Annotated in this window: 25 protein-coding genes and 1 tRNA gene; 25 read left to right on the top strand and 1 reads right to left on the bottom strand. The window is 60.6% G+C overall.

Annotation, left to right across the window (positions count from 1 at the left end):
* Positions 1-33 precede the first annotated feature (33 nt).
* Positions 34-501, bottom strand: coding sequence for a YhbY family RNA-binding protein (locus CDA09_RS16300; RefSeq protein ID WP_121429613.1), 468 nt, complete (start codon positions 499-501; stop codon positions 34-36).
* Positions 502-540: 39 nt separating this feature from the next.
* Between CDA09_RS16300 and CDA09_RS16295 the strand changes: the two genes are divergently transcribed.
* The 25 genes from CDA09_RS16295 to CDA09_RS16175 all read left to right on the top strand — a co-directional run bounded on the left by CDA09_RS16295 (position 541) and on the right by CDA09_RS16175 (position 24,647).
* Positions 541-1,164, top strand: coding sequence for an RlmE family RNA methyltransferase (locus tag CDA09_RS16295; protein ID WP_121429612.1), 624 nt, complete (start codon positions 541-543; stop codon positions 1,162-1,164).
* 118 nt (positions 1,165-1,282) lie between these two features.
* Positions 1,283-3,178, top strand: a complete 1,896-nt coding sequence (gene ftsH, locus CDA09_RS16290; protein ID WP_121429611.1) for an ATP-dependent zinc metalloprotease FtsH — start codon at positions 1,283-1,285, stop codon at positions 3,176-3,178.
* Between the two features lie 72 nt (positions 3,179-3,250).
* Complete coding sequence (gene folP / locus CDA09_RS16285) at positions 3,251-4,084, top strand: dihydropteroate synthase (protein ID WP_121429610.1); 834 nt, start codon at positions 3,251-3,253, stop codon at positions 4,082-4,084.
* A 65-nt stretch (positions 4,085-4,149) separates the two neighbouring features.
* Positions 4,150-5,511 carry a phosphoglucosamine mutase gene (gene glmM, locus CDA09_RS16280; protein WP_121429609.1) on the top strand — a complete coding sequence of 454 codons (1,362 nt, stop codon included), beginning with the start codon at positions 4,150-4,152 and terminating at the stop codon, positions 5,509-5,511.
* A gap of 144 nt (positions 5,512-5,655) precedes the next feature.
* On the top strand, positions 5,656-6,648 hold the full coding sequence (locus CDA09_RS16275) for a PstS family phosphate ABC transporter substrate-binding protein (protein WP_121429608.1): 993 nt from the start codon (positions 5,656-5,658) through the stop codon (positions 6,646-6,648).
* 214 nt (positions 6,649-6,862) lie between these two features.
* Positions 6,863-7,042, top strand: coding sequence for a hypothetical protein (locus tag CDA09_RS16270; protein WP_286164176.1), 180 nt, complete (start codon positions 6,863-6,865; stop codon positions 7,040-7,042).
* Between the two features lie 18 nt (positions 7,043-7,060).
* Positions 7,061-7,918: a phosphate ABC transporter ATP-binding protein PstB gene (gene pstB, locus CDA09_RS16265; protein ID WP_502697073.1), complete on the top strand. Its 858-nt coding sequence runs from the start codon at positions 7,061-7,063 to the stop codon at positions 7,916-7,918.
* Between the two features lie 192 nt (positions 7,919-8,110).
* Entirely contained in the window at positions 8,111-8,869 is a 759-nt protein-coding gene (gene tpiA / locus CDA09_RS16260) for a triose-phosphate isomerase (protein WP_121429606.1), read from the top strand.
* 19 nt (positions 8,870-8,888) lie between these two features.
* A complete protein-coding gene (gene secG / locus CDA09_RS16255) occupies positions 8,889-9,248 on the top strand; it encodes a preprotein translocase subunit SecG (protein WP_121429605.1) in 360 nt (119 codons plus the stop codon).
* Between the two features lie 61 nt (positions 9,249-9,309).
* Positions 9,310-9,394, top strand: a tRNA-Leu gene (locus tag CDA09_RS16250).
* Between the two features lie 93 nt (positions 9,395-9,487).
* A complete protein-coding gene (ndhC, locus tag CDA09_RS16245) occupies positions 9,488-9,862 on the top strand; it encodes an NADH-quinone oxidoreductase subunit A (protein ID WP_050416614.1) in 375 nt (124 codons plus the stop codon).
* A gap of 3 nt (positions 9,863-9,865) precedes the next feature.
* Entirely contained in the window at positions 9,866-10,342 is a 477-nt protein-coding gene (locus CDA09_RS16240; RefSeq protein WP_121429604.1) for a NuoB/complex I 20 kDa subunit family protein, read from the top strand.
* A gap of 14 nt (positions 10,343-10,356) precedes the next feature.
* Positions 10,357-10,962, top strand: a complete 606-nt coding sequence (locus CDA09_RS16235) for an NADH-quinone oxidoreductase subunit C (RefSeq protein WP_121429603.1) — start codon at positions 10,357-10,359, stop codon at positions 10,960-10,962.
* Positions 10,955-12,208, top strand: a complete 1,254-nt coding sequence (locus CDA09_RS16230; RefSeq protein WP_121430896.1) for an NADH-quinone oxidoreductase subunit D — start codon at positions 10,955-10,957, stop codon at positions 12,206-12,208. Before CDA09_RS16235 ends, CDA09_RS16230 begins: the two co-directional genes overlap by 8 nt.
* 49 nt (positions 12,209-12,257) lie before the next feature.
* Positions 12,258-12,737 (top strand): NADH-quinone oxidoreductase subunit NuoE, encoded by a 480-nt coding sequence (nuoE, locus tag CDA09_RS16225; protein ID WP_121429602.1) that lies wholly within the window; start codon positions 12,258-12,260, stop codon positions 12,735-12,737.
* Positions 12,734-14,047 (top strand): NADH-quinone oxidoreductase subunit NuoF, encoded by a 1,314-nt coding sequence (gene nuoF / locus CDA09_RS16220; protein WP_174718447.1) that lies wholly within the window; start codon positions 12,734-12,736, stop codon positions 14,045-14,047. Before nuoE ends, nuoF begins: the two co-directional genes overlap by 4 nt.
* Positions 14,047-16,386, top strand: a complete 2,340-nt coding sequence (gene nuoG, locus CDA09_RS16215; RefSeq protein ID WP_121429601.1) for an NADH-quinone oxidoreductase subunit NuoG — start codon at positions 14,047-14,049, stop codon at positions 16,384-16,386. Before nuoF ends, nuoG begins: the two co-directional genes overlap by 1 nt.
* Positions 16,386-17,435 carry an NADH-quinone oxidoreductase subunit NuoH gene (nuoH, locus tag CDA09_RS16210; RefSeq protein ID WP_121429600.1) on the top strand — a complete coding sequence of 350 codons (1,050 nt, stop codon included), beginning with the start codon at positions 16,386-16,388 and terminating at the stop codon, positions 17,433-17,435. The genes nuoG and nuoH overlap by 1 nt, the downstream gene beginning before the upstream one ends.
* 10 nt (positions 17,436-17,445) lie before the next feature.
* On the top strand, positions 17,446-17,931 hold the full coding sequence (nuoI, locus tag CDA09_RS16205; protein WP_121429599.1) for an NADH-quinone oxidoreductase subunit NuoI: 486 nt from the start codon (positions 17,446-17,448) through the stop codon (positions 17,929-17,931).
* Between the two features lie 30 nt (positions 17,932-17,961).
* Positions 17,962-18,564 (top strand): NADH-quinone oxidoreductase subunit J, encoded by a 603-nt coding sequence (locus CDA09_RS16200; RefSeq protein ID WP_121429598.1) that lies wholly within the window; start codon positions 17,962-17,964, stop codon positions 18,562-18,564.
* Between the two features lie 21 nt (positions 18,565-18,585).
* The gene (gene nuoK, locus CDA09_RS16195) at positions 18,586-18,891 is read left to right on the top strand and encodes an NADH-quinone oxidoreductase subunit NuoK (protein WP_121429597.1); all 306 of its coding nucleotides are present in this window, start codon (positions 18,586-18,588) and stop codon (positions 18,889-18,891) included.
* A 12-nt stretch (positions 18,892-18,903) separates the two neighbouring features.
* A complete protein-coding gene (gene nuoL / locus CDA09_RS16190) occupies positions 18,904-20,925 on the top strand; it encodes an NADH-quinone oxidoreductase subunit L (protein ID WP_121429596.1) in 2,022 nt (673 codons plus the stop codon).
* 69 nt (positions 20,926-20,994) lie between these two features.
* Positions 20,995-22,476: an NADH-quinone oxidoreductase subunit M gene (locus CDA09_RS16185; RefSeq protein ID WP_121429595.1), complete on the top strand. Its 1,482-nt coding sequence runs from the start codon at positions 20,995-20,997 to the stop codon at positions 22,474-22,476.
* Positions 22,477-22,513: 37 nt separating this feature from the next.
* A complete protein-coding gene (gene nuoN / locus CDA09_RS16180; RefSeq protein WP_121429594.1) occupies positions 22,514-24,082 on the top strand; it encodes an NADH-quinone oxidoreductase subunit NuoN in 1,569 nt (522 codons plus the stop codon).
* Entirely contained in the window at positions 24,060-24,647 is a 588-nt protein-coding gene (locus CDA09_RS16175; RefSeq protein ID WP_121429593.1) for an NUDIX domain-containing protein, read from the top strand. Before nuoN ends, CDA09_RS16175 begins: the two co-directional genes overlap by 23 nt.
* Positions 24,648-24,651 lie beyond the last annotated feature (4 nt).

Raw genomic sequence — 24,651 nt, 5'->3', positions numbered from 1 at the left:
GGCCGTGCCGGCCCCGACAGTAGCGGATAATTATTATTTGCCGCCAAGCGGTCCCGGCTTGCGGGAAAGACTCCTGGAGCGCTTTTCTGACAGCCGTTTCTTGTCGGCGGCAGCCTTGATGAGCGCGGTGCGTCGGGCTGCAGCCGCGAATGCGCGGGCTGACTTGGCCGTCGCCGCACGCGGCGAGTTTGACGTGGTCGTCTTGGGCGCGGTGGTGGCCAATTCTTCCTCGCGGCGTTCCCGCCACACGACCAGGATCGTGCCGATATGTTGCACTGCCGATGCGCCCAGCGCGTCGCAAATGTTCTGCATCAAGGCGTCGCGGTCACCACGTTCGGCACCATAGACCTTGATCTTGATAAGCTCGTGTGCCTGCAGGGAACGGTCGATCTCGCCGAGGACGGTCTGCGTCAGCCCGTTACCCGCGACGCTGACAACCGGGTTCAGATGGTGTGCGGCAGCCCGCAGTTCGCGGCGACGCGCGGGTGATAGCTCGATCATCGTTTTCTCAAATCTTTCAGGGGCATGGATTCTACTCCGATGACGAGGACCAAGACCAGCAAGGCGTGGATGCACGAGCATGTGAACGATCCCTACGTCCAGCGCGCCAAGGGCGAGGGCTATCGTTCCCGCGCGGCGTACAAGCTGATGGAGATCGACGACAGGGACCACCTGTTGCGTCCCGGCATGGTGATCGTCGACCTCGGGGCCGCTCCGGGTTCGTGGACGCAGGTGGCGGTTCAGCGCGTCGGCAGGACGGGGCGGGTGTTCGCACTGGATCTGCTGCCGGTCGAGTCCTTGCCCGGGGTGGAGTTCATCCAGGGCGATTTCCAGGACGATGCGGTGCTCGGCGAACTCGAAAATCGTCTTGATGGCGAGCCGGTCGACCTTGTACTTTCCGACATGGCCCCCAATATGTCCGGTATCGACACCGTGGACCAGGCGCGTTCGATCCAACTCGGCGAACTCGCGCTTGATTTTGCTGCGCGGCATCTCAAGCCCGGGGGAAACTTTCTTATCAAGGTGTTTCAGGGCGCTGGATTCATGGAGTTCCGCGGCGAGATCCAGCGGCATTTCGCTTCGCTGCAGGTGCGCAAGCCGAAAGCCTCCAGGGACCGCAGCGCCGAGGTGTATCTGTTGGGGCTGAAGCGCAGGCCAGAGTGACCGGAAGGGCGCGCAGCGATTGATTGTCTCGATTGTGGCCATTGGTTTACGCAGCGGAACGTTCGCCTCTAGAATGGGTCAATGTTTCGCTGCCTCGACGGGCTCATAAGGAAAGAAGTTGAATAATCTCTTCAAGAATCTCGCGATCTGGATGGTCATCGGCGTCGTGCTGATGACGGTATTCAACCAGTTCAACTCGCGTCAGGTCGCGACCAACACGATGGAATACTCGCAGTTCCTCGAGGAGGCGAAGGCCGGGCGTATCGCCAAGGCCACCATCGACGGGCGCCTCGTCAGGGCAACGACCCAGGAAGGGCGCCAGATCACGGTGTATACGCCGGGGGTGCAGGATATCTGGATGGTGTCGGACCTCATGCGTGCCGGCGTTGCAGTCAACGCGACCAAGCCCGAGGAAGAGCAGTCCTTCCTGATGAGCATCTTCGTGTCCTGGTTCCCGATGCTCCTGCTCATCGGCGTCTGGGTGTTTTTCATGCGCCAGATGCAGGGCGGCGGGCGCGGCGGCGCGTTCTCCTTCGGCAAGTCCAAGGCGCGCATGCTCGACGAGTCCGCAAACTCGCTGAGCTTCGCCGATGTCGCCGGCTGCGACGAGGCCAAGGAGGAAGTCTCCGAACTCGTCGATTTCCTGCGCGATCCGTCCAAATTCCAGAAACTCGGCGGCCACATCCCGAAAGGGGTCCTGATGGTCGGCTCTCCGGGCACCGGCAAGACGCTGCTCGCCAAGGCCATCGCCGGAGAGGCGAAGGTCCCGTTCTTCTCGATCTCCGGTTCGGACTTCGTCGAGATGTTCGTCGGTGTCGGCGCGGCCCGCGTTCGCGACATGTTCGAGCAGGCGAAGAAGCACGCCCCGTGCATCATCTTCATCGACGAGATCGATGCGGTCGGCCGCCAGCGCGGCGCCGGGATGGGGGGCGGTAACGACGAACGCGAACAGACCCTCAACCAGTTGCTGGTCGAAATGGACGGTTTCGAGGGGCAGACGGGCGTGATCGTGATCGCCGCCACCAACCGTCCGGACGTGCTCGACCCGGCATTGCTGCGTCCGGGCCGTTTCGACCGCCAGGTGGTCGTGCCGCTGCCCGACATTCGTGGGCGCGAGCAGATCCTCAAGGTCCACATGCGCAAGGTACCGATCGCCCCGGACGTCGAGCCCGTGGTGCTGGCGCGCGGAACCCCCGGTTTTTCGGGTGCGGACCTCGCGAACCTCGTCAATGAGGCCGCTCTTTTCGCCGCGCGCGGCAACAAGCGTCTGGTCGATATGGACGACTTCGAGCGTGCCAAGGACAAGATCATGATGGGCTCCGAACGCCGCTCCATGGTCATGCCGGAAGAGGAACGTCGCAACACCGCGTACCATGAGTCGGGCCACGCGGTGGTTGCCAAACTGCTCGACAAGACCGACCCTGTGCACAAGGTCACGATCATCCCGCGTGGCCGGGCCTTGGGTGTGACGATGCAGTTGCCGGAGACGGATCGCTACAGCCAGGACCGCGAGCGGCTGTTGCAGACCATTGCGGTCTTGTTCGGTGGCCGGATCTGCGAAGAAATCTTCATGAAGCAGATGACCACGGGCGCTTCGAACGACTTCCAGCGTGCAACGGATCTTGCTCGCCGGATGGTGACGCAGTGGGGCATGTCGGATAACCTCGGCCCGATGGTGTACGGTGAGGAGGAAGGCGAAATTTTCCTCGGCCGGCAGGTGACTACGCACCGCAACGTTTCGGAAGCGACGATGCAGAAGGTCGATGCCGAGATTCGCCGTATCATCGACCAGCAGTATGCGCTTGCACGTCGCCTGATCGAGGACAACAGCGCCAAGATCGAGGCCATGACTAGGGCACTTCTCGAATGGGAGACGCTCGACGCCGACCAGATCGAAGACATCATGGCCAGTCGGCCGCCACGTGCTCCCAAGCCCACCTCGCAGGCCCCGCGGCGTCCGCGTGACGATGATGCTCCAGGCGCTGCGCCGACTGCGGCGGCTCCCGCGGCGTGATCCAATCAGTTTTGTAAAGTGATTCGAATTGGGCCGACGAGAGTCGGCCCAATTCTATTTCAGGAGGAAGAAATGGCGGTTCTCAAGTGTGGCCGATTCGACATCGATCTCGAGCGTCCGCGCATCATGGCGATCATCAACACCACGCCCGATTCGTTCAGCGGCGACGGACTCGGCCACGACATCGACGCTGCCATGCGGCGTTGCGAGGCAGCGGTCGCTGCGGGTGCGCACATTCTCGACATCGGCGGAGAGTCGACCCGCCCCGGCTCGGAATCGGTCCCGGAGCAGGAGGAAATCGATCGCGTGGTTCCTCTCGTCGAGCGCCTCGCAGACTGGCCGGTTCCCGTCTCCGTCGATACGGTGAAGCCTGCGGTCATGCGTGCGTCACTGGCGGCCGGCGCAACGCTGATCAACGACATCAACGGGTTCCGCGCGCCTGGGGCGATCGACGCAGTGGCGGACTCGGATGCTGCCCTGTGCGTCATGCACATGCAGGGCGAACCTCGCAGCATGCAGTCTGCTCCCCGCTATAACGACGTGGTGGGTGAGGTGCTCGATTTTCTCGATCATCAAGTCGGTGCACTCAGCGCCCGCGGAGTCGAAAAGGAGCGCATCCTTCTCGACCCCGGTTTCGGTTTCGGGAAGACGGTGGAACACAACCTCGCGCTGATGCGCGCCCTTGATCGATTCCTCGCCACGGGCTTTCCCGTGCTGATCGGCGTGTCGCGGAAATCGGTACTGGGTGCCGTTACCGGCCGTGCCGTCGCGGATCGTGTCCCCGCGAGCATCGCCGGTGCGCTGATCGCCGTCGAGCGTGGCGCACGAATCGTTCGTGTGCATGACGTGGCGCAGACGCGGGATGCACTGACCGTGTGGGAGGCGGTTCAGTTCGGCGCTCCGTGAGCGAACGCTATGGTTGCCCCCGCCTGAGGTGCGATAATCGCCATTTTTCGCAGTTGGAACACGCGATGGCGCGCAAGTATTTCGGTACCGACGGAGTGCGGGGCAGGGTGGGGGACTCGGTCATCACGCCCGATTTTGTAATGCGGCTCGGCTATTCGGCCGGTGTGACCTTGGTCGGCCGTGAACATCTGCCGCGCGGCGAGCGGCCCGCTGTGTTGATCGGCAAGGACACGCGGATCTCGGGCTACATGCTCGAGGCGGCGCTCGAAGCCGGCTTCGCCGCGGCGGGGGTCGATGTCCTGCTTGCCGGGCCGGTCCCTACCCCGGCGGTTGCCTATCTCACGCGCGCGCTGCGATTGCAGGCCGGCGTGGTGATCTCCGCTTCGCACAACCCCTATTATGATAACGGGATAAAATTTTTCTCCGCTGACGGGAGCAAGCTGCCCGATGTGGTGGAGAGCGAGATCGAAGCGCGCATGGACCAGCCGATGGGCTGTGCCGACTCGGACAGACTCGGGAAGGCGCGCCGCATCGATGACGCGCGCGGTCGCTATATCGAGTTCTGCAAGAGCACCTTTCCTAACGAGCTCGACCTCCGCGACCTGAAGATCGCTCTGGACTGTGCGAACGGCGCGGCATATCACATTGCGCCGAACGTCTTTCACGAGTTGGGGGCAGAGGTCATTTCAGTCGGTGTCGAGCCGAACGGACGCAATATAAACGAGCGCTGCGGCGCCACCTCGCCCGAAACGCTGCGTCAGGCGGTACTGGCAAACAATGCCGATCTTGGCATCGCACTCGATGGCGACGGCGACCGCGTGACGATGGTCGACGCGCGCGGTGAAATTTACGACGGTGACAAGCTTCTGTATGTGATCGCCGCCGCGCTTCGGCGGCAGGGGCGTCTCGAGGGTGTGGTGGGCACCCTGATGAGCAATCTCGGCTTCGAGCACGCCATCGGTCGCTTGGGTGTCCCGTTCGCCCGCGCAAACGTGGGTGATCGTTATGTCCTCGAATTGTTGCAGGAGAGAGGCTGGACGCTCGGCGGCGAGAACTCCGGCCACATCATTTGTCTCGACCGGCACACGACGGGCGACGGGATCGTCTCCGCCCTGCAGGTACTCGCTGCGCTGAAAGAGGCACGCAAGACGCTCGCGGAGGCTTGTGCAGATCTTGTCTTCTACCCGCAGCGACTGATCAACGTGAAGCTCCCCGCCGGATTCCAGTGGCAGTCGCATGCGGGTATCGCTTCGACCTGCAAGGACATCGAGGCTCGCCTTGGTAGCCGGGGGCGTGTCCTGCTGCGACCGTCTGGCACCGAACCGCTGCTCCGCGTGATGGTCGAGGGCCAGGACGGTGAGGAGGTCGAACGCCTTGCGAGGGAAATCGCAGATTGTATCGAGAGCGCGACCGCGGAGCTTTGTTAATCCCGAATTATGAACTGTCACATTCTGGAAATGCACTGACCCTAAAGTATTTGGGCTTTGGGGCGTGGCTGCGCACGTGTGCGGTTTTTGCCGGCCGGCAAGTGCATTCGGGAGTTGGCTGAGTTCATTTATTGGAGATTCACCATGTCGCGTTTCAAGCAGACCGCCTTCGTGGCCACAGTCCTCGTTCTGGGTGCGCAGGCCGCGCATGCTCAGTCCGTGGTCAGGATCGACGGTTCGAGCACGGTGTTCCCGGTTACCGAAGCGGTTGCCGAGGACTTCCAGAAGGCGAAGAAAGGCGCGGTGAAGGTGACGGTCGGTATTTCCGGAACCGGTGGCGGCTTCAAGAAATTTTGCCGTGGCGAAATCGACGTCGCCGATGCTTCGCGTCCGATCATGAAGAAGGAAATGGAAACCTGCGCGCAGGCTGGCATCAGGTACATCGAGCTGCCGGTTGCCTTCGATGCGCTGACCGTCGTCATCAACCCCAAAAATACGTTCATCAAGCAGCTCTCGGTGGAGCAGATGAAAAAGATGTGGGAGCCTAGCGCGCAAGGGGTAGTGACCAGATGGAAGCAGGTCGATCCGAGCTTTCCTGATGCGCCGCTCAAGTTGTTCGGCCCGGGCTCGGATTCGGGCACCTTCGATTATTTCACCGAGGCGGTTGTCGGCAAGGCCAAGGCTTCGCGTGGCGACTACACGGCCTCGGAAGACGACAACGTGCTGGTGCAGGGAGTCTCTCGCGACGTCAATGGCCTCGGCTACTTCGGCTACGCTTACTACGTCGAAAACAAGGGCAAGCTAAAGGCTGTTCCGATCGCGAACAAGCAAGGCAAGCTCGTCGAGCCAACTGCTGCCACCGTTCTCGATGGCTCGTATAATCCGCTATCGCGCCCGATTTTCATCTACGTTGCGGAAAATTCCCTCGAAAAGGCCGAGGTGCGTGACTTCGTCACTTTCTACCTGAAGAATGCAGGCAAGTTGGCAACTGAAGCGAAGTACGTGCCCCTGCCGGCCAAGTCGTACGACGTTGCGCTGGAGCACGTCAACAAGAAGAAGTTCGGCTCCGTGTTTGGGGGGGAGCCCGAAATTGGTGTGACGATCGAGGTCGTGCTCGCACGTGAAGCGAAGCTCTGATCGTATTTGAAAGGCGTGGCGCGCGGGCGTTTCTGCGCCCGTGCGCCTCTTGTCGGTTGACGACCGTTGGCATCATCGGGGTCTTGGTAAGCGAATCGTTTGTTTTTTTCAGCAACGTGTCCATCCGGTCGTTTCTCGCGGACGCAATGTGGGCGCCGCTCTTCGCCGAACGGCGCTACGGCGTCGGTCCCGGGTTTCCGTGGGGGGACTTCGGGTGGCTGAAGTCCGGAGTCACCGTGATGCCGATCCGGTGTTCAACTGGATTTCGCGTCCCGAAGAGGCCTTCCCGCAGAATGCGGCTGCAGCCGGATTCATGCTCGTCCTGATGACATTGGCCATGAATGCCGTATCAATCTGGATTCGTTACCACGTGCGCAAGGACATCAAATGGTAGGTAGGTATTACGATGCGAATGAACAACCAAGTCGCCGCTGAGGCGTCGCCGCAGGGCGGTAGCGCCGCGGATCAGGGGGACGGCGCCCGTCATGCCGCGCGCCCCGGCAGCGGTGTCGCCGTCAAGGCCTCGGTCGAGGAATTCAGCTTTTACTATGGCGACTTCAAGGCGCTGAAGTCGATTTCCATGCCGGTGCACGAGAAGCGTGTCACTGCGCTGATCGGCCCGTCGGGTTGCGGCAAGTCCACACTGCTGCGGACCTTCAACCGCATGCACGATCTCTACCCGGGAAACCGTTACGAAGGAACGATTCGGCTGCTCCCCGACAACACCAACCTGCTCGATCCGGCCGTTGATCCCATCGAAATCCGCATGCGGATCGGCATGGTTTTTCAGAAACCCAATCCGTTTCCGAAGTCGATCTACGAGAACGTTGCGTATGGTCTTCGCATTCGCGGCGAGCACAGCCGCTCGGTCATCGACGATCGCGTGAAGGAAGCCCTGCGGGGCGCCGCGCTGTGGTCGGAGGTCGAGCACCGTCTGCATGACCCCGCGACGGCGCTGTCGGGTGGGCAGCAGCAGCGCTTGTGCATCGCGCGCTGTCTTGCGACCGACCCTGAGGTCCTGCTTTTCGACGAGCCCACTTCGGCGCTCGACCCCATTGCGACTGCCAGCATCGAGGAACTGGTTCACGAATTGCGCGACAAGGTAACCATCCTGATCGTGACGCACAACATGCAGCAGGCCGCGCGCGTCTCCGATTACACGGCGTACATGTATCTTGGCGAACTGATGGAGTTCGGGGAAACGAACCAGATCTTCGTCAATCCGCAACGAAAGGAAACCGAAGACTACATCACCGGCCGATTCGGCTGAGTCGGGAGGCGGTTCTCTGTACGCCCAGGGATGCCGATTGGTTCGCGGCGGTCCCATGACACTCCGCGGGCAAGCCGCGGGGGGGGGGGGCTACAGCGCTGCGTCCGTAGTACGTGCCGGTGATCTGGCGGCCTTCCTTTACCTGTTGGAGGCCTGACGATACAATCGGAAAATTTCGCTGAGGCGCGATGCATGAAACGAAAGCTAGTCGTCGCTAACTGGAAGATGAACGGCGACCGGGCGCGGAATCGTGTGCTGCTGGATTACATCCTGGGCGGCATGCCGTCCGGCGTTGATTGTGCCGTATGTGTGCCGTTCCCGTATCTCCCGCAGGTTGGCGAGATACTGGAGGGGCGCGCAATCGCGCTTGGTGCGCAGGATGTGAGCGAGTTCTCCGGTGGTGCTTACACCGGCGATGTCAGCGCCGCGATGCTTGCCGACTGGAGGGTTCGTTTCGTTGTGGTCGGTCACTCCGAGCGTCGCGCGTTGCATCTGGAGTCTGACGACGTTGTTGGTCGGAAAGCAGCGGCCGCGCTCGGTAGCGGGCTCACGCCCATAGTATGTGTCGGCGAAACGTTGGCTGAACGCGAATCGGGGGCTGCCGAGCAAGTGCTTTTGCGGCAGCTCGATGCCTTGGCTGCCGTTCTGCCTTCGGAGCTGCAGCGGGTAGTGGTCGCCTATGAGCCGGTCTGGGCGATTGGTACCGGGCGTGCTGCAACAGCCGAGCAGGTGCAGGAAGTCCTGTATTTTGTTCGCAGATGGCTGGCGCGACATGTCGAGGATGCGAACCAAGTTCGCATCCTTTATGGCGGTAGCGTCAAGCCTGATACGGCCAGGCAGTTGTTCGGGTTGCCTGACGCGAACGGCGGCTTGATCGGCGGGGCTTCGCTTGAGGCGCAGCCCTTTTTGGAAATCTGCAGGGCGGCGGCGAGCTCCGCCCGGAGTAGCTGACGATTAATCAGGGTCTGTTATGAGCCATTATTTTTTTTCTATCGTTCTGACCGTTCACGTGCTGGTCGGTCTCGGCATCATCGGTCTTGTCCTGATGCAGCACGGCAAGGGCGCCGATGCGGGTGCGGCCTTCGGTAGCGGCGCGTCGGGGAGTGTTTTCGGTGCTTCCGGCTCCGCCAATTTTCTCAGTCGAACCACGGCCGTCCTTGCCGCAGTGTTTTTTCTGACCAGCCTGGGTCTGAGCTACCTCGCCAACGGCAAGGCGCAGGTGCCCTCCAGCATCATGCGGGAAGCGCCCGTGAGTGTCCCGGCGGCACCGGCCGGGGCCGCTCCTGCGGGGCAAGGGGGCGATTCCAAGGCACAGTCGATCCCGAAATAAGTTCCCTCGGGGCTTTGCGTGATAAGGGAAAAGCCGTATAATTTCGAGCTGTAACAAACGTGCCGACGTGGTGAAATTGGTAGACACGCCATCTTGAGGGGGTGGTGGCGAAAGCCGTGTGAGTTCGAGTCTCACCGTCGGCACCAGAAAACTGAATCGCCCGCGAAAGCGGGCGTTTTCATGCAGTGGGTTAATTATAAAAACTAAAACAGTCTGTAATTAAAACGGGGTGTCACGCAATGCTGGAAAACTACTTTCCTGTCCTGATGTTCATCCTCGTGGGGCTTGGTTTTGGCCTCGTTCCAGTCATCCTCGGGCGCCTTGTCGCCCCGTACCGCCCTGGCAGCGAGAAGCTGTCCCCATATGAGTGTGGTTTCGAGGCATTCGAAGATGCGCGCATGAAGTTTGATGTGCGTTACTACCTCATTGCGATCCTCTTTATTCTTTTCGATCTCGAGATCGCCTTCCTCTTTCCGTGGGCAACGGTTTTCCAGGAATTCATTGCTGCCGGCCAGGTGGCATGGTTCGTATTCGGTTCGGTTATGGTCTTCATTGCCGTGCTGGTAATCGGTTATGTCGTCGAGTGGAAGAACGGTGCACTCGACTGGGAGTGATGCATGAGTATTGAGGGCGTTTTCCGTGAAGGGTTTGTCACCACTTCGCTCGATGCGGTAATCAACTGGACGCGCACCGGTTCGCTATGGCCAATGACGTTCGGTCTTGCGTGTTGTGCGGTCGAGATGATTCATGCGGGCTGTGCGCGCTATGACCTCGACCGGTTCGGGGTGGTCTTCCGACCCAGTCCGCGTCAGTCGGACCTGATGATCGTTGCCGGCACGCTCTGCAACAAGATGGCGCCGGCGCTGCGCAAGGTGTACGAGCAAATGGCCGAGCCGCGCTGGGTGATCTCGATGGGGTCGTGTGCGAACGGTGGCGGCTACTATCACTACTCCTATTCGGTTGTTCGCGGTTGTGACCGCATCGTGCCGGTGGATGTCTATGTTCCCGGGTGCCCGCCGACGGCCGAGGCGCTGCTGTACGGCATCATTCAGCTTCAAAACAAGATCAAGCGCACGAATACCATCGCGCGCTGATGGGTGGTTCATCTATGAGTCCCAAGCTTGAGCGTCTGAGTCAGGCCCTTCATGAGGTCCTGGGTGACAGGTTGCGGTCGGTTGTGATCGATCGTGGTGAGGTGACCATCGAAGTTGCGCCGGAGAATTATCTCGGCGCCGCTCAGAGTCTGCGTGATCACGCAGACCTCTGTTTCGATGAGCTGATCGATGTTTCCGGGCTCGATTATTCGACCTATGGCGATGGTGCGTGGTCGGGCAAGCGTTTCGCGGTAGCGGTGCACTTGCTGTCCGTTACGAAGAACTGGCGTCTGCGCGTGAAGGTTTTTGCCGAGAACGACGATTTCCCGGTTCTGGATTCGGTCGTCGGCGTCTGGCCGAGCGCGAACTGGTATGAGCGCGAGGCGTTCGATCTCTACGGGATCATGTTCGCCGGTCATCCCGATCTGCGCAGGATTCTCACCGACTACGGCTTCGTTGGCCATCCGTTCCGCAAGGACTTCCCCGTCACCGGGTATGTCGAGATGCGCTACGACGCAGAGCAGGGGCGAGTGGTTTATCAGCCGGTAACCATCGAGCCGCGCGAAAATACGCCGCGCATCGTGCGCGAAGAGAATTACGGGGATGTCGGCCATGGCTGAGATTCGCAACTACACGATCAACTTTGGTCCTCAGCACCCGTCTGCGCACGGCGTGCTGCGTCTGGTGCTTGAACTTGACGGCGAGGTCGTCGAGCGCGCCGATCCGCATATCGGCCTGTTGCATCGCGGAACGGAAAAGCTTGCGGAGACGCGTACCTGGATTCAGTCGGTGCCCTACATGGACCGCCTGGATTACGTCTCGATGATGTGCAACGAACATGCGTATTGCATGGCGATCGAGCGTCTGCTAGGGCTCGAGGTGCCGATTCGCGCCCAGTACATCCGTGTGATGTTCGACGAGGTGACGCGAATCCTGAATCACCTTTTGGGTATCGGCACCCACGCACTCGACATCGGCGCAATGACGATGGTGCTGTACACCTTCCGTGAGCGCGAAGACCTCATGGATGTGTACGAGGCAGTTTCCGGCGCGCGAATGCACGCGGCGTATTACCGTCCGGGTGGCGTCTATCGCGATCTCCCTGACCGGATGCCGCAGTACGAGGTCAACAAGTTCAAGAATGCGAACACTGTTCGTCAGTTGAACGAGAATCGTCAGGGTTCGCTGCTGGATTTTCTCGAGGATTTCACGAACCGCTTCGCCGGCTACTGTGACGACTACGAGACACTGCTTACCGATAACCGCATCTGGAAGCAGCGGACGGTGGGCATCGGCGTGGTGACGCCCGAACAGGCCAAGGCTTGGGGTTTTACCGGTGTCATGCTGCGCGGATCGGGCGTTCCGTGGGATCTGCGCAAGAAGCAGCCCTACGAAGTCTACGATCAGGTCGATTTCGACGTGCCCATCGGAAAGACAGGCGACTGCTACGACCGATATCTCGTCCGCATGGAGGAGATGCGTCAGTCGAATCGCATCATCAAGCAGTGCATCGACTGGCTGCGCAAGAACCCGGGCCCCGTGATCGCGGATAACCACAAGGTGGCGCCGCCGCCGCGTGAGCGCATGAAGGCGAACATGGAGGAGCTGATCCATCACTTCAAGCTCTTCACCGAGGGCATGCATGTTCCGGCAGGCGAGGTGTATGCCGCGGTCGAGCATCCCAAGGGCGAGTTCGGCGTGTATGCGGTGTCCGATGGTGCGAATAAGCCGTATCGGTTGAAGATGCGTGCGCCAGGTTTTGCGCACCTTGCCGCGATGGACGATGTGGCGCGTGGTCACATGATTGCCGACGTCGTCGCAATCATTGGCACCATGGATATCGTGTTCGGCGAAATCGACCGCTGAACGCCCGATCTTGAAACGTCGGCTGGCAAACCGGGAAGACGAGTACGAAATGCTGAGTCAGGAATCGCTACAACAGATCGATCGCGAGATCGCGAAATACCCACCGGATCAGAAGCAGTCGGCTGTGATGTCGGCGCTGCGCATCGCGCAGGTCGAGAAGGGCTGGCTGCCGAAGGAACTCATCGAGTTCGTCGCGAGCTACCTCGGTATGCCTGCCATTGCGGCCTACGAGGTGGCGAGCTTCTACAACATGTACGACCTCGAGCCGGTCGGCCGTCACAAGATTACGGTGTGCACGAACCTCCCCTGTGCGCTGTCGGGGGGTGTCCACGCTGCCGATTACCTCAAGGAAAAGCTTGGCATCGATTTCAACGAGACGACGCCGGACGGCAAGTTCACGTTGAAGGAAGGCGAGTGCATGGGAGCCTGTGGCGATGCTCCGGTCATGTTGGTGAATAACCATCACATGTGCAGCTGGATGACCAAGGAAAAGATCGATCAGATTCTTGCGGAGCTGGAAAGTAAATGAGCGCAAGCGGACTGATTCTCGCCGGCGTCGACGGCGATCGTACCTGGGGTCTGCAGGACTATGTGGCGCGCGGCGGCTACTCGGCGCTGCGCAAGATCATTTCCGAAAAGATTCCGCCTGAAACCATCATCGCCGAACTCAAGGCCTCGTCGCTTCGAGGACGGGGTGGCGCCGGTTTTCCCACGGGCCTGAAGTGGAGCTTCATGCCGCGCTCGTTCCCCGGCGCGAAGTATCTGGCCTGCAATTCGGATGAAGGTGAGCCGGGGACGTTCAAGGACAGGGATATCCTGCGCTATAACCCGCACACGGTTATCGAAGGGATGACCATTGCAGCGTATGCGATGGGTTGCGAGCGCGGGTACAACTACATACACGGCGAGATTTTCGAGGTTTACCAGCGCTTCGAGGCGGCACTCGCCGAGGCTCGTGCTGCGGGTCTTCTTGGGCAGAACATTCTTGGTTCGGAGTTCTCCTTCGAGTTGTTCGCTCATCACGGTTACGGCGCCTACATCTGCGGCGAAGAGACTGCGCTTCTTGAATCCATCGAAGGCAAGAAGGGACAGCCGCGCTTCAAGCCGCCGTTTCCCGCCAGCTACGGTTTGTATGGCAAACCGACGACGATCAACAACACCGAGACCTTTGCTTCGGTTCCCTTCATCATCAACATGGGCGGAGAGGGCTTCCTCAACCTGGGTAAGCCCAACAATGGTGGAACGAAGCTGTTCTCGGTCTCCGGCCATGTGAATCGGCCCGGCAATTACGAGATCGCGATGGGTACGCCCTTTGCCGAGCTGCTCGAGATGGCAGGCGGCATGCGTGGCGGCCGCAAGCTGAAGGCGGTGATTCCCGGTGGCTCGTCGGCGCCGGTGCTGCCTGGCAGCGTAATGATGGACTGCACGATGGATTACGACTCGATCTCGAAGGCGGGGTCGATGCTCGGTTCCGGCGCAGTCATCGTGATGGACGAGACGACCTGTATGGTCAAGGCGCTCGAGCGCTTGTCCTACTTCTATTTTGAGGAGTCCTGCGGGCAGTGCACGCCGTGCCGCGAAGGTACGGGCTGGCTCTATCGCGTGGTCCATCGCATCGAAAACGGACTCGGTCGCAAGGAAGATCTCGATCTCCTCAATTCGGTGACGGGCAACATCATGGGGCGGACGATCTGTGCCCTCGGTGATGCGGCATCGATGCCGGTGCAGAGCTTCATCAAGCACTTCGGCTCGGAATTCGAGTACCACATCGAAAACAAGAAATGTCTAGTGCCGCCTGAAGTTCAGTACGAAGGCAGCCAAATCTACGTGAGACCGTAATGCTAGAGATTGAAATCGACGGCAAGCAGGTGACGGTCGAGGATGGCAGCACCATCATGGATGCTGCCACCAAGATCGGTGCTTTCGTTCCGCACTTCTGCTATCACAAAAAGCTTTCCATCGCCGCAAGCTGCCGGATGTGCCTGGTGCAGGTCGAGAAGGCGCCGAAGCCGCTGCCCGCCTGTGCCACGCCCGTGACGAACGGGATGAAGGTGTGGACCCGCTCCGAGCAGGCCGTCAAGGCCCAGAAAGGCGTGATGGAGTTCCTGCTGATCAACCACCCGCTCGATTGCCCGATCTGTGACCAGGGCGGCGAGTGTCAGCTGCAGGATCTCGCAGTCGGTTACGGCGGCAGCCAGTCGCGTTACGAGGAAGAGAAGCGCGTCGTTCTGAACAAGAACCTCGGACCGCTCGTTGCGACCGACATGACGCGCTGCATCAACTGCACCCGCTGCGTGCGGTTTACGACCGAGATCGCCGGTGAAATGGAGCTCGGACAGGCGTTCCGCGGCGAGCACGCCGAAATCATGCCGTTCGTCGAGAAGACGGTCGATTCGGAACTCTCCGGGAACATCATCGACCTTTGCCCGGTGGGCGCGCTCACCTCCAAGCCTTTCCGTTTCGCCGCGCGGACGTGGGAGCTTGCACGGCGCAAGTCGGTGAGTCCGCACGATTCGCTCGGTTCCAACCTGATCGTTCAGGTAAAGCACGACGTGGTCAAGCGCGTGCTGCCGCTCGAGAACGAAGACATCAACGAATGTTGGCTGTCGGACAAGGATCGCTTCTCGTACGAAGGCCTGAACAGCGAAGATCGTCTCACCGTTCCGATGCTCAAGCAGGACGGTGCGTGGAAGGAAACTGACTGGCAAACCGCGCTGGAGTTCGCCGCGAACGGACTGCGCAAGACGGCCAAGCAAAATGGCCCGGACTCGATCGGTGCTTTGGCGTCGCCGCATGCGACTGTCGAAGAACTGTATCTGCTGCAGAAGCTGACCCGAGCTATAGGCTCGGATAGCGTCGACTTCCGGTTGCGCCAAAGTGATTTCCGCGCTGACGGTTTCCGCGAGGGCGCTCCCTGGCTGGGTATGGCTATCAATGAGGTCGCCAGCCTCGATCGGCTGTTCGTGATCGGCAGTTTCCTGCGCAAGGACGCGCCGCTGCTCGCTCAGCGTGTGCGGCAGGCGGCCAAGCGCGGCCTGCAGGTCAGTGCGCTCAATGCGAGCGCCGAAGAGTGGCTGTTGCCCGTAAAGAACCGCGCGCTGGCTGCTCCATCCGCGTTTGTTCCGATGCTTTTGGAGGTGGTTGGCGCGCTTGCGGCCGAGAAGGGGGTCGCAGTCGCGGAACTCCTCGCTGCGGACGTACCGTCGGCCGTATCTGACGATGCGCGTGCGATCGCCCGGAGCCTCGCGTCGGGCCGCAAGGTTGGAGTGTGGCTCGGCAATTTGGCCGTCCAGACCGAGTTCGCAACCGAAATTCACCAGCTTGCCGAAGAAATCGGTCGTCTGACCGATGGTGCCTTCGGGATCATCGGTGAAGCCGCCAACAGCGTAGGCGGCTATCTCGCCAAGGCCATTCCGCTGGTTGGCGGCCTCAACGCGCGCCAGATGCTGGAGCAACCGCGCAAGGCGTATCTGCTGCTGAACGCCGAGCCGGATCTGGATTTCGCCAATCCTGCCTTGGCGCAAGCCGCGCTCGGTGCAGCGCCGCTCGTGATCTCGCTGTCGGCGTTCAAGTCGCCTGCGCTTCTGGCCGCAGCCGACGTGCTGTTGCCGATTGCGCCTTTCACCGAAACTTCGGGCACATTCATCAACTGCGAGGGTCGGACCCAGAATTTCAATGCGGTCGCCCGTCCTCTCGGTGAAACCCGGCCCGGCTGGAAGGTTCTTCGGGTTTTGGGAAACCTGCTCGAGTTCGAGGGATTCGAGCAGAACGATTCGGATTCGGTGGCTAAGGAAGCGCTTGCGGACGGCAACCGCCCCGACTTCGGAAATCGGCTTTTCGGCCTCGAGTTCAAGTTTGCCGATCGGGCTTTCAAGGGGTTCGAGCGCGTCAGCGACGTGCCCATCTACGCAGCCGATCCGCTCGTGCGGCGCGCTCCGTCGCTGCAGAAGACGCGCGACGCGAAGGCGCCGATCGCACGCGCCAGCGCGGCGACGCTTGCCGCAATCGGCGTCGAATCGGGCGCTCACGTGCGCCTGAAGCAGGGCGAGGGCGTCGCGGAGATCCAGATTGTTGTCGACGACACGGTGGCGGCGAACTGCGTGCGTGTTGCCGCGGCCATTGCGGCAACGGCCGTCCTCGGGGCGATGTGCGGCGAAATCAGCGTGGAGCGTGTCTGATGGAAGCATTGCTGGAACCCGTATCGCAGTTTTTCGGGCCTGCGTGGCCTGCCGTCTGGACGCTCGCGAAGATCGTCGCGATCATTGCTCCGCTCATGTTGGGTGTGGCATACCTGACACTTGCCGAGCGCAAGGTCATCGGTTACATGCAGGTGCGTATCGGCCCCAACCGCGTGGGTCCGAAAGGCCTGCTGCAGCCGATCGCCGACGGCATGAAACTCCTTTTCAAGGAAATCATCGTTCCGTCGGGTGCAAGCAAGGGACTGTTCATCCTCGGGCCCATCCTTGCGATCGCTCCGTCCCTGGCCGCATGGTCGGTCGTGCCGTTTGCCGATGGCATTGTGCTCGCGAACGTGAACGCCGGTCTGCTGCTGCTCCTCGCAATCACTTCGATGGAAGTGTATGGGGTCATCATTGCGGGTTGGGCTTCAAACTCCAAGTACCCGTTCCTGGGGTCGATGCGGGCCGCGGCGCAGATGGTGTCGTACGAGGTCGCCATGGGCTTTGCCCTGATCTGCGTGCTGTTGATCTCGTCCAGTCTGAACCTGAGCGACATCGTGCACTCGCAGGGGCAGGGGCGATTCCACGACATGGGCTTGTCCTTCCTGTCGTGGAACTGGCTGCCGCTGCTGCCGATGTTCATTGTGTTCCTGATCTCGGGGATCGCGGAGACCAACCGGGCGCCGTTCGACGTCGTCGAAGGCGAATCGGAAGTGGTCGCGGGACACATGGTCGAGTACTCGGGCATGGCGTTCGCGCTGTTCTTCCTCGCCGAATACGCGAACATGTTCCTGGTGTCGGTGATGACGTCCGTGCTGTTCCTCGGTGGTTGGCTTTCCCCGGTGGCGGCGATCCCCGACGGGTTCCATTGGCTCGCACTGAAGACGGCGTTCTTCCTGTTTGTCTTCCTGTGGGCGCGTGCTACGTTCCCGCGCTTCCGCTACGACCACATCATGCGGCTGGGCTGGAAGGTGTTTATTCCCATCACCCTCGTATGGGTGATCGTGGTGGCGGTGTGGATGATGTCGCCGCTGTCTATCTGGAAGTGAGAGGCTGAAGATGGGTGCCAAGGATTACATCGGGAGCCTGTTCCTTAAGGAACTGATCAAGGGCTTGGCGCTGACGGGGCGTCACCTGTTTGCGCGCAAGATCACCGTGCAGTTTCCGGAGGAGAAAACTCCGCAGAGCCCGCGTTTTCGCGGCCTGCATGCGCTGCGTCGCTACCCGAATGGCGAGGAGCGCTGCATCGCGTGCAAGCTGTGCGAAGCGATCTGCCCTGCCATGGCGATCACCATTGAGTCGGATCAGCGCGACGACGGATCGCGCCGTACGACCCGTTACGACATCGATCTGACGAAATGCATCTTCTGCGGCTTCTGCGAGGAGGCCTGCCCTGTCGATGCGATCGTTGAAACTCGTGTTCTGGAGTACCACGGCGAACGACGCGGCGATCTGTACTACACGAAGCAGATGCTGCTCGCCGTTGGCGACCGCTACGAAGCCCAGATCGCCGCCGACCGGGAAGCCGACTCGAAGTACCGCTAAGGGAGAGCGCCCTCGGGCGCCACAAAGGACATGGATTTCAAGACCCTCGTTTTCTACATCCTGTCGGCGATCATGGTGTTCGCCGCGCTTCGGGTGATCACGGCACGGAACCCGGTGCACGCCGCGCTGTTCCTGGTGCTTTCGTTCGTCACTGCGGGTGGCATTTGGCTCCTGCTCGCTGCCGAGTTCCTCGCGATCGTGCTCGTCATGGTTTATGTCGGGGCGGTCATGGTGCTCTTCCTGTTTGTTGTGATGATGCTCGACATCAATCTCGACCGGCTGCGGGAGGGATTCTGGAGCTATCTCCCGGTCGGGGCACTGATCGGCGTACTGCTTGTTGTGGAGATGGGGCTGGTTCTTGGTGGCCGCTACTTCGGACTTGAGGCGATGCCTGCACCGCCCGCGGTGCAGGCCGGTTACAGCAATACCCGCGAATTGGGACGGCTCCTGTATACGGATTACGTCTATCCGTTCGAGCTCGCGTCGCTGCTGCTGCTGGTGGCAATGGTCGTTGCCGTTTCCCTCACGCTTCGCAAGCGCAAGGGCGTGCGCCACGTCAATCCGTCGGAGCAAGTGACCGTCAAGCGTGGTGATCGCGTCGAGCTCGTTTCGATGCCCGCCGAGAAAGAATAAGAACTGCCCAAGGGGTTATAGATGCTTTCGCTTTCCCACTATCTCATTCTGGGCGCGATCCTGTTCGCCATCAGCGTGGTCGGGATTTTCCTGAACCGGAAGAACTTGATCGTGCTGCTCATGGCGATCGAGCTGATGCTGCTCGCGGTCAACCTGAACTTCATCGCCTTCTCGCACTATCTGGGCGATCTGGCCGGACAGATTTTTGTTTTCTTCATCCTCACCGTGGCTGCGGCCGAGTCCGCTATCGGCCTCGCGATTCTGGTCGTGTTGTTCCGCAATCTGCGGACGATCCACGTGGATGATCTGGATAGCCTCAAGGGTTAAGGACGCGGCTCGATGACGGACATGCAAAAGCTCTATCTCCTGGTACCGCTTGCGCCCCTGGCAGGGGCGATTCTGGCGGGTCTGTTCGGCAAGACGATCGGACGTGCCGGTTCGCATATTGCGACGATCCTCGGCGTGGCGGTTGCGTTCGCCGCTTCGGTGGTTATCTTTCAGGACGTTCAGGCCGGGAATACCTTCAACGGCACTGTATACACGTGGATGAAGAGCGGTGATCTGACGTTCGAGGTGGGTTTTCTCGTTGATCCGCTCACCGTGATGATGATGCTCGTGGTGACCTTCGTGTCGCTCATGGTGCACATCTACACGATCGGCTACATGCACGACGATCCCGGCTACCAGCGCTTTTTCAGCTATATCTCGTTGTTCACGTTCTCGATGCTGATGCTGGTGATGTCCAACAACTTCCTGCAGCTCTTCTTCGGCTGGGAAGCTGTGGGCCTGGTGTCCTACCTGCTGATCGGCTTCTGGTACGAACGGCCGACGGCCATTTACGCGAATCTCAAGGCGTTCTTGGTCAACCGTGTCGGCGACTTCGGCTTCCTGCTGGGCATCGGCCTGATCGCCGCATACACCGGTAGCCTCAACTATGCCGAAGTCTTCGCGAAGGGTAGCGAACTGGCTGCGCAGAATATGGCTGTCACTGGTTGGCCGCTCATTACCGCGATCTGTATCTGCCTCTTCATCGGCGCTATGGGCAAGTCGGCTCAGGTTCCCCTGCATGTCTGGCTGCCCGATTCGATGGAAGGCCCGACGCCGATCTCGGCACTGATTCACGCCGCGACGATGGTTACCGCGGGTATCTTCATGGTGGCGCGCATGTCGCCGCTGTTCGAGCTGTCGGATGTTGCGCTGTCGTTCGTGTTGGTGATCGGCGCCACAACCGCCCTCTTCATGGGCTTCCTCGGTATCGTCCAGAACGACGTCAAGCGCGTGGTGGCGTATTCGACGCTGTCGCAGCTCGGATACATGACGGTGGCGCTTGGCGTGTCGGCGTATTCTGCCGCCGTGTTCCACCTGATGACGCACGCGTTCTTCAAGGCGCTTCTGTTCCTCGGCGCCGGTTCGGTGATCATCGGTATGCACCACGACCAGGACATGCGCAACATGGGCGGCTTGTGGAAATACATGCCGATCACGTGGATCACCTCGCTCCTCGGCTCGCTTGCGCTGATCGGCTTTCCGTTCTTCGCGGGTTTCTACTCCAAGGACTCGATCATCGAGGCTGTGCATGCTTCGCACATCCCGGGCGCAGGCTACGCCCTGTTCTGCGTGCTGGCGGGCGTGTTCGTGACTGCGTTCTACTCGTTCCGCATGTATTTCCTCGTGTTCCACGGCAAGGAGCGTTTCGGCAACAATCACGGCCATCACGATCACGAGGGTGACCACGATGATGAAGAGGTGTCGGGCGACCATCACCACGGTCTCGCCCCCGGGCAGAAGCCGCATGAGTCTCCCTGGGTTGTGACGCTGCCCTTGGTGCTTCTCGCTATCCCGTCCGTGGTGATCGGTTTCTTCACGATCGAGCCGATGCTCGTCGGTGCGTGGTTCAAGGGTGTGATCCACGTCGGCAGCAATCACGTCGGTCTCTCCGAACTCGCGGAACACTTCCACGGTCCGGTCGCGATGGCGCTGCACGGTCTGCAGTCCGCGCCGTTCTGGCTCGCGATGGGGGGGGGCGTTCTGGCGTGGTTCTTCTATCTGGTGCGCCCGGACATTCCGGCCGCCATTCAGCGCACCTTCCGGCCGGTGTACCTGCTCCTCGAGAACAAGTACTTCTTCGATCGCTTCAACGAGATCGCGTTTGCTGGTGGCTCGCGACTGATCGGCAGGGGACTCTGGAAGGGAGGCGACCAGGCGCTCATCGACGGCATTGCAGTCAACGGGACGGCAAAGCTGGTGGGCTGGGTTGCGCAGATCAGCCGCCTGTTCCAGACCGGCCACCTGTATCAGTACGCTTTTGCAATGATCATTGGGGTCTTTATCCTTCTGACCTTCTGGTTCAATCTGGTCTGATCCTGCAGGTAGGTCTGTGTATAACGATAAACGCGCGTCGGATGTCGGCGCACTGAACGGAAAGTAACGATGACGGGTATGCCATTCCTCAGCCTTGCGATCTGGATACCGATCCTGGGTGGGTTGCTCGTGCTAGCAACCGGTTCGGACCGCAATGCGCCGCTGGCGCGGTCTCTTTCCTTGCTGGTTGCGCTGGCGGGATTCGCCGTGGCGATTCCACTGTTCACACAGTTCGACGCGAGCACCAGTGCGATGCAGTTCGGCGAGTTCCTGCCCTGGATTCCGCGTTTCAACATCAACTACCACCTCGGGGTCGATGGCATTTCGGTGTTGTTCATCCTGCTGAACGCGTTCATCACGATCACGGTCGTGGTCGCGGGATGGCAGGTGATCGAGGAGAAAGTGGCGCAGTACATGGCGGCATTCCTGATCATGTCGGGGCTGATGAACGGGATCTTCTCGGCGCTGGACGGCATCCTGTTCTATGTCTTTTTCGAGGCCTCGCTGATCCCGCTGTATCTCGTCATCGGCATCTGGGGTGGCGCGAACCGGGTGTACGCGGCGATCAAGTTCTTCCTTTACACGCTGCTTGGCTCGCTGCTGATGCTGATTGCACTGCTTTACCTCTTCATGGAGGCGGGCGGGAGCTTCAGCATTCTCGATTGGCACAAGCTGCCGTTGGCGATGCCGGCGCAGACACTGGTGTTCTGGGCGTTCCTGATCGCCTTCGCGGTGAAGGTTCCGATGTGGCCGGTGCATACCTGGCTGCCGGACGCCCACGTCGAAGCTCCAACCGGAGGTTCGGTGGTGCTGGCAGCGATCGCTCTGAAGCTTGGCGCATACGGCTTCCTGCGGTTCTCGCTGCCGATCGTGCCTGACGCTTCGCAGGCCATGGCTCCGATGATGATCGCGTTGTCGCTGATCGCGGTGATTTATATCGGTTTCGTGGCGCTCGTTCAGACCGACATGAAGAAGCTGGTCGCCTATTCGTCGATCTCGCACATGGGTTTCGTCACCCTCGGCTTCTTCATGTTCAACGCCATCGGCCTTGAAGGTGCTCTGGTGCAGATGATCTCGCACGGCTTCGTGTCGGGAGCAATGTTCCTTTGCATCGGCGTTCTCTACGACCGCATGCACACGCGGAACATCGCCGATTACGGTGGCGTGGTGAAGACGATGCCGAAGTTCGCTGCGTTCTTCATGCTTTTTTCGATGGCCAACGCCGGCCTGCCCGGAACCAGCGGGTTCATCGGCGAGTTCATGGTCGTTCTTGGCGCCGTGAAATTCAATTTCTGGGTCGCGTTTGGCGCTGCGATAACGCTGATTCTGGGTGCGGCGTACACCCTCTGGATGTACAAGCGCGTCGTCTTCGGCGTCGTGGGCAACAGCCACGTCGCCCAGCTCGAGGACATCGGCGCGCGCGAGTTTGCCTTCCTCGGCGTCCTTGCGCTGTGCGTACTGGCGATGGGCCTGTATCCCTTCCCATTCACGGAAGTGATGCACGCTTCGGTTAATGAACTCCTGCGGCATGTCGCCGTGAGCAAGCTCTGATCGAGCGGGCGAGACACTTTTTCGGACTGGTCAGAAGATGAATTTCGTCGTTCCCGACTTTTACCCCGCTGCAGCCGAGATTCTCGTGGCTGTGATGGCGCTGGTGATCATGTTGGCATCCACGTTCGCACGCCGGATCGCCAGTGATCTCGCGTACGGGCTCACACAACTTACCCTGGTGTTTGCAGCGCTCGTCTGTGTGCTTGTGAGCCCCAACCTGCTTGCAGCCGTCGCGGCGGTGATTTCCGAAGTGCCACTGTTCGGCGTGCGGCTCGCCGAGATCGTGATGAGCCTAGCCGATGGTTATGCGGCGAACGAGGTGGTAGCCACATTCAGTGGAATGTTCATCGGCGACATGCTGGGCGGGCTGCTCAAGGTGTTTTCGCTGCTGGCAGTCGCGGTGGCGCTGCTTTATGGCCGGGGCTACCTTGCCGACCGCAAGGTTGATCGGCCCGAATACTATCTGCTGTCGCTGCTGATGAGCCTTGGCATGATGGTGATGATCAGCGCGAATCACATGCTGCCGCTGTACATGGGGCTCGAAATGATGTCACTGTCCCTGTACGGGATGGTGGCGTTCGATCGGGAGTCCGCGCGCTCGACCGAAGCTGCGATGAAGTATTTCGTGCTGGGCGCGCTGGCGTCGGGCCTTCTCCTGTACGGCATGTCGATGATCTACGGTGCGACGGGCAGTCTGGAGCTTTCCGGTATCGCGCAGTCGATCTACCATCAGGCCGCGAACAAGACGGTCCTCGTGTTCGGTCTGGTGTTCGTCGTTGCGGGAATCGCGTTCAAGCTGGGGGTCGTGCCGTTCCACATGTGGGTTCCCGACGTTTATCAGGGGGCTCCGACCGCGGTCACGCTGATGGTCTCCTCGGCACCGAAGTTGGCGGCCTTCGCGATGGCGATGCGCCTGCTGGTGTACGGCTTGTTCGAACTGGCCGACCAGTGGCAAACGATGCTGATGTTCCTGGCCGTTCTTTCGATCGTGCTTGGCAACCTGGCTGCAATCGCTCAGTCGAACATCAAGCGCATGTTGGCTTACTCCGGCATCTCGCACATGGGGTTCGTGCTGCTGGGTCTGCTCGCCGGCGTGGTCGATGGCGACCGCAACTTTGCGCTCAACGCCTACAGCTCGGCGATGTTCTACGCGGTTTCCTACGTGATCATGAGTCTCGCGTCGTTCGGGATGGTCATCCTGCTGTCGCGGGCGGGCTTCGAGGCGGAGACCATTGATGATTTCAAGGGTCTGAACAAGCGCAATTCGTGGTTCGCCGCGATGATGATGATCGTGATGTTCTCGATGGCAGGCATTCCGTTCTTCATCGGTTTCTTTGCCAAGCTGTCCGTCCTGCAGGCCGTGGTCGCTGCCGGATACATCTGGCTGGCCGTGGTCGCGGTACTGATGTCCGTGATCGGCGCGTTCTATTATCTTCGCGTCGTGAAGGTGATGTACTTCGACGAGCCGACCGATACCGCCCCGATCCGCGCACAGGGCGAGGTGCGGTTCCTGCTGTCGGCCAACGGTCTGGCGATCGCGGTCCTCGGTCTCCTGCCGCAAGGCCTGATGTCCCTCTGCGCCTATGCGCTCCTCGCATCCCTCTGAGCTGGATCCTCTCGAAGAGATCCCGCTCGAATCCAGCCCGGTCTACGACGGTGTTCTGCTGAAGGTCCGTCGGGATCGGGTTTCGCTTCCCGACGGCAGCCAATCGGTCCGGGAATACATCACGCACCCCGGTGCCGTTGTGGTCGTGCCCGTTCTTCCCGACGGGCAGTTGCTGTTCGAACGACAGTTCCGCTATCCCCTTCGTCGCGCCTTCCTGGAGCTTCCCGCGGGGAAAATCGATCCCGGTGAGGACCTCCTCGCCTGCGCCCAGCGCGAGCTGCGCGAGGAAACGGGTTACGTCGCCGGCCGATGGGAATACCTGGGCGTGATGCATCCGTGCATCGGGTACTCCGACGAGCGCATCGAGATCTATCTGGCACGTGAGCTGACCCATGTGGGCGATGCGCTCGACGACGGGGAGTTTCTCGAGATCCTGACCTTTTCGGTGGATGAGGCGATCGGGGCTATTGGTAATGGCGCGATCACTGACGGCAAGACGATCGCGGCGCTGTTCAGGGCGCTTCCTGCGCTGGGATTGTCGATTGGTGAGAAGCCGCAGGATTGATGCG

The sequence above is a fragment of the Azoarcus sp. DN11 genome, assembly GCF_003628555.1.
In the GTDB taxonomy this organism is placed as follows: domain Bacteria; phylum Pseudomonadota; class Gammaproteobacteria; order Burkholderiales; family Rhodocyclaceae; genus Aromatoleum.
This window is presented reverse-complemented; position numbering and strand designations above follow the sequence as displayed.

Excerpts from the sequence above, each read along its gene's own strand:
- CDA09_RS16300 (WP_121429613.1), bottom strand. The coding sequence starts at position 501 with ATGATCGAGCTATCACCCGCGCGTCGCCGCGAACTGCGGGCTGCCGCA.
- tpiA (WP_121429606.1), top strand. The coding sequence starts at position 8,111 with ATGAAACGAAAGCTAGTCGTCGCTAACTGGAAGATGAACGGCGACCGG.
- CDA09_RS16275 (WP_121429608.1), top strand. The coding sequence starts at position 5,656 with ATGTCGCGTTTCAAGCAGACCGCCTTCGTGGCCACAGTCCTCGTTCTG.
- nuoN (WP_121429594.1), top strand. The coding sequence starts at position 22,514 with ATGAATTTCGTCGTTCCCGACTTTTACCCCGCTGCAGCCGAGATTCTC.
- CDA09_RS16295 (WP_121429612.1), top strand. The coding sequence starts at position 541 with ATGACGAGGACCAAGACCAGCAAGGCGTGGATGCACGAGCATGTGAAC.
- CDA09_RS16200 (WP_121429598.1), top strand. The coding sequence starts at position 17,962 with ATGGATTTCAAGACCCTCGTTTTCTACATCCTGTCGGCGATCATGGTG.
- secG (WP_121429605.1), top strand. The coding sequence starts at position 8,889 with ATGAGCCATTATTTTTTTTCTATCGTTCTGACCGTTCACGTGCTGGTC.
- CDA09_RS16235 (WP_121429603.1), top strand. The coding sequence starts at position 10,357 with ATGAGTCCCAAGCTTGAGCGTCTGAGTCAGGCCCTTCATGAGGTCCTG.
- folP (WP_121429610.1), top strand. The coding sequence starts at position 3,251 with ATGGCGGTTCTCAAGTGTGGCCGATTCGACATCGATCTCGAGCGTCCG.
- nuoI (WP_121429599.1), top strand. The coding sequence starts at position 17,446 with ATGGGTGCCAAGGATTACATCGGGAGCCTGTTCCTTAAGGAACTGATC.
- nuoE (WP_121429602.1), top strand. The coding sequence starts at position 12,258 with ATGCTGAGTCAGGAATCGCTACAACAGATCGATCGCGAGATCGCGAAA.
- CDA09_RS16185 (WP_121429595.1), top strand. The coding sequence starts at position 20,995 with ATGACGGGTATGCCATTCCTCAGCCTTGCGATCTGGATACCGATCCTG.
- CDA09_RS16175 (WP_121429593.1), top strand. The coding sequence starts at position 24,060 with ATGCGCTCCTCGCATCCCTCTGAGCTGGATCCTCTCGAAGAGATCCCG.
- CDA09_RS16230 (WP_121430896.1), top strand. The coding sequence starts at position 10,955 with ATGGCTGAGATTCGCAACTACACGATCAACTTTGGTCCTCAGCACCCG.
- nuoH (WP_121429600.1), top strand. The coding sequence starts at position 16,386 with ATGGAAGCATTGCTGGAACCCGTATCGCAGTTTTTCGGGCCTGCGTGG.
- nuoL (WP_121429596.1), top strand. The coding sequence starts at position 18,904 with ATGACGGACATGCAAAAGCTCTATCTCCTGGTACCGCTTGCGCCCCTG.
- pstB (WP_502697073.1), top strand. The coding sequence starts at position 7,061 with ATGAACAACCAAGTCGCCGCTGAGGCGTCGCCGCAGGGCGGTAGCGCC.
- nuoG (WP_121429601.1), top strand. The coding sequence starts at position 14,047 with ATGCTAGAGATTGAAATCGACGGCAAGCAGGTGACGGTCGAGGATGGC.
- nuoK (WP_121429597.1), top strand. The coding sequence starts at position 18,586 with ATGCTTTCGCTTTCCCACTATCTCATTCTGGGCGCGATCCTGTTCGCC.
- ndhC (WP_050416614.1), top strand. The coding sequence starts at position 9,488 with ATGCTGGAAAACTACTTTCCTGTCCTGATGTTCATCCTCGTGGGGCTT.
- CDA09_RS16240 (WP_121429604.1), top strand. The coding sequence starts at position 9,866 with ATGAGTATTGAGGGCGTTTTCCGTGAAGGGTTTGTCACCACTTCGCTC.
- nuoF (WP_174718447.1), top strand. The coding sequence starts at position 12,734 with ATGAGCGCAAGCGGACTGATTCTCGCCGGCGTCGACGGCGATCGTACC.
- glmM (WP_121429609.1), top strand. The coding sequence starts at position 4,150 with ATGGCGCGCAAGTATTTCGGTACCGACGGAGTGCGGGGCAGGGTGGGG.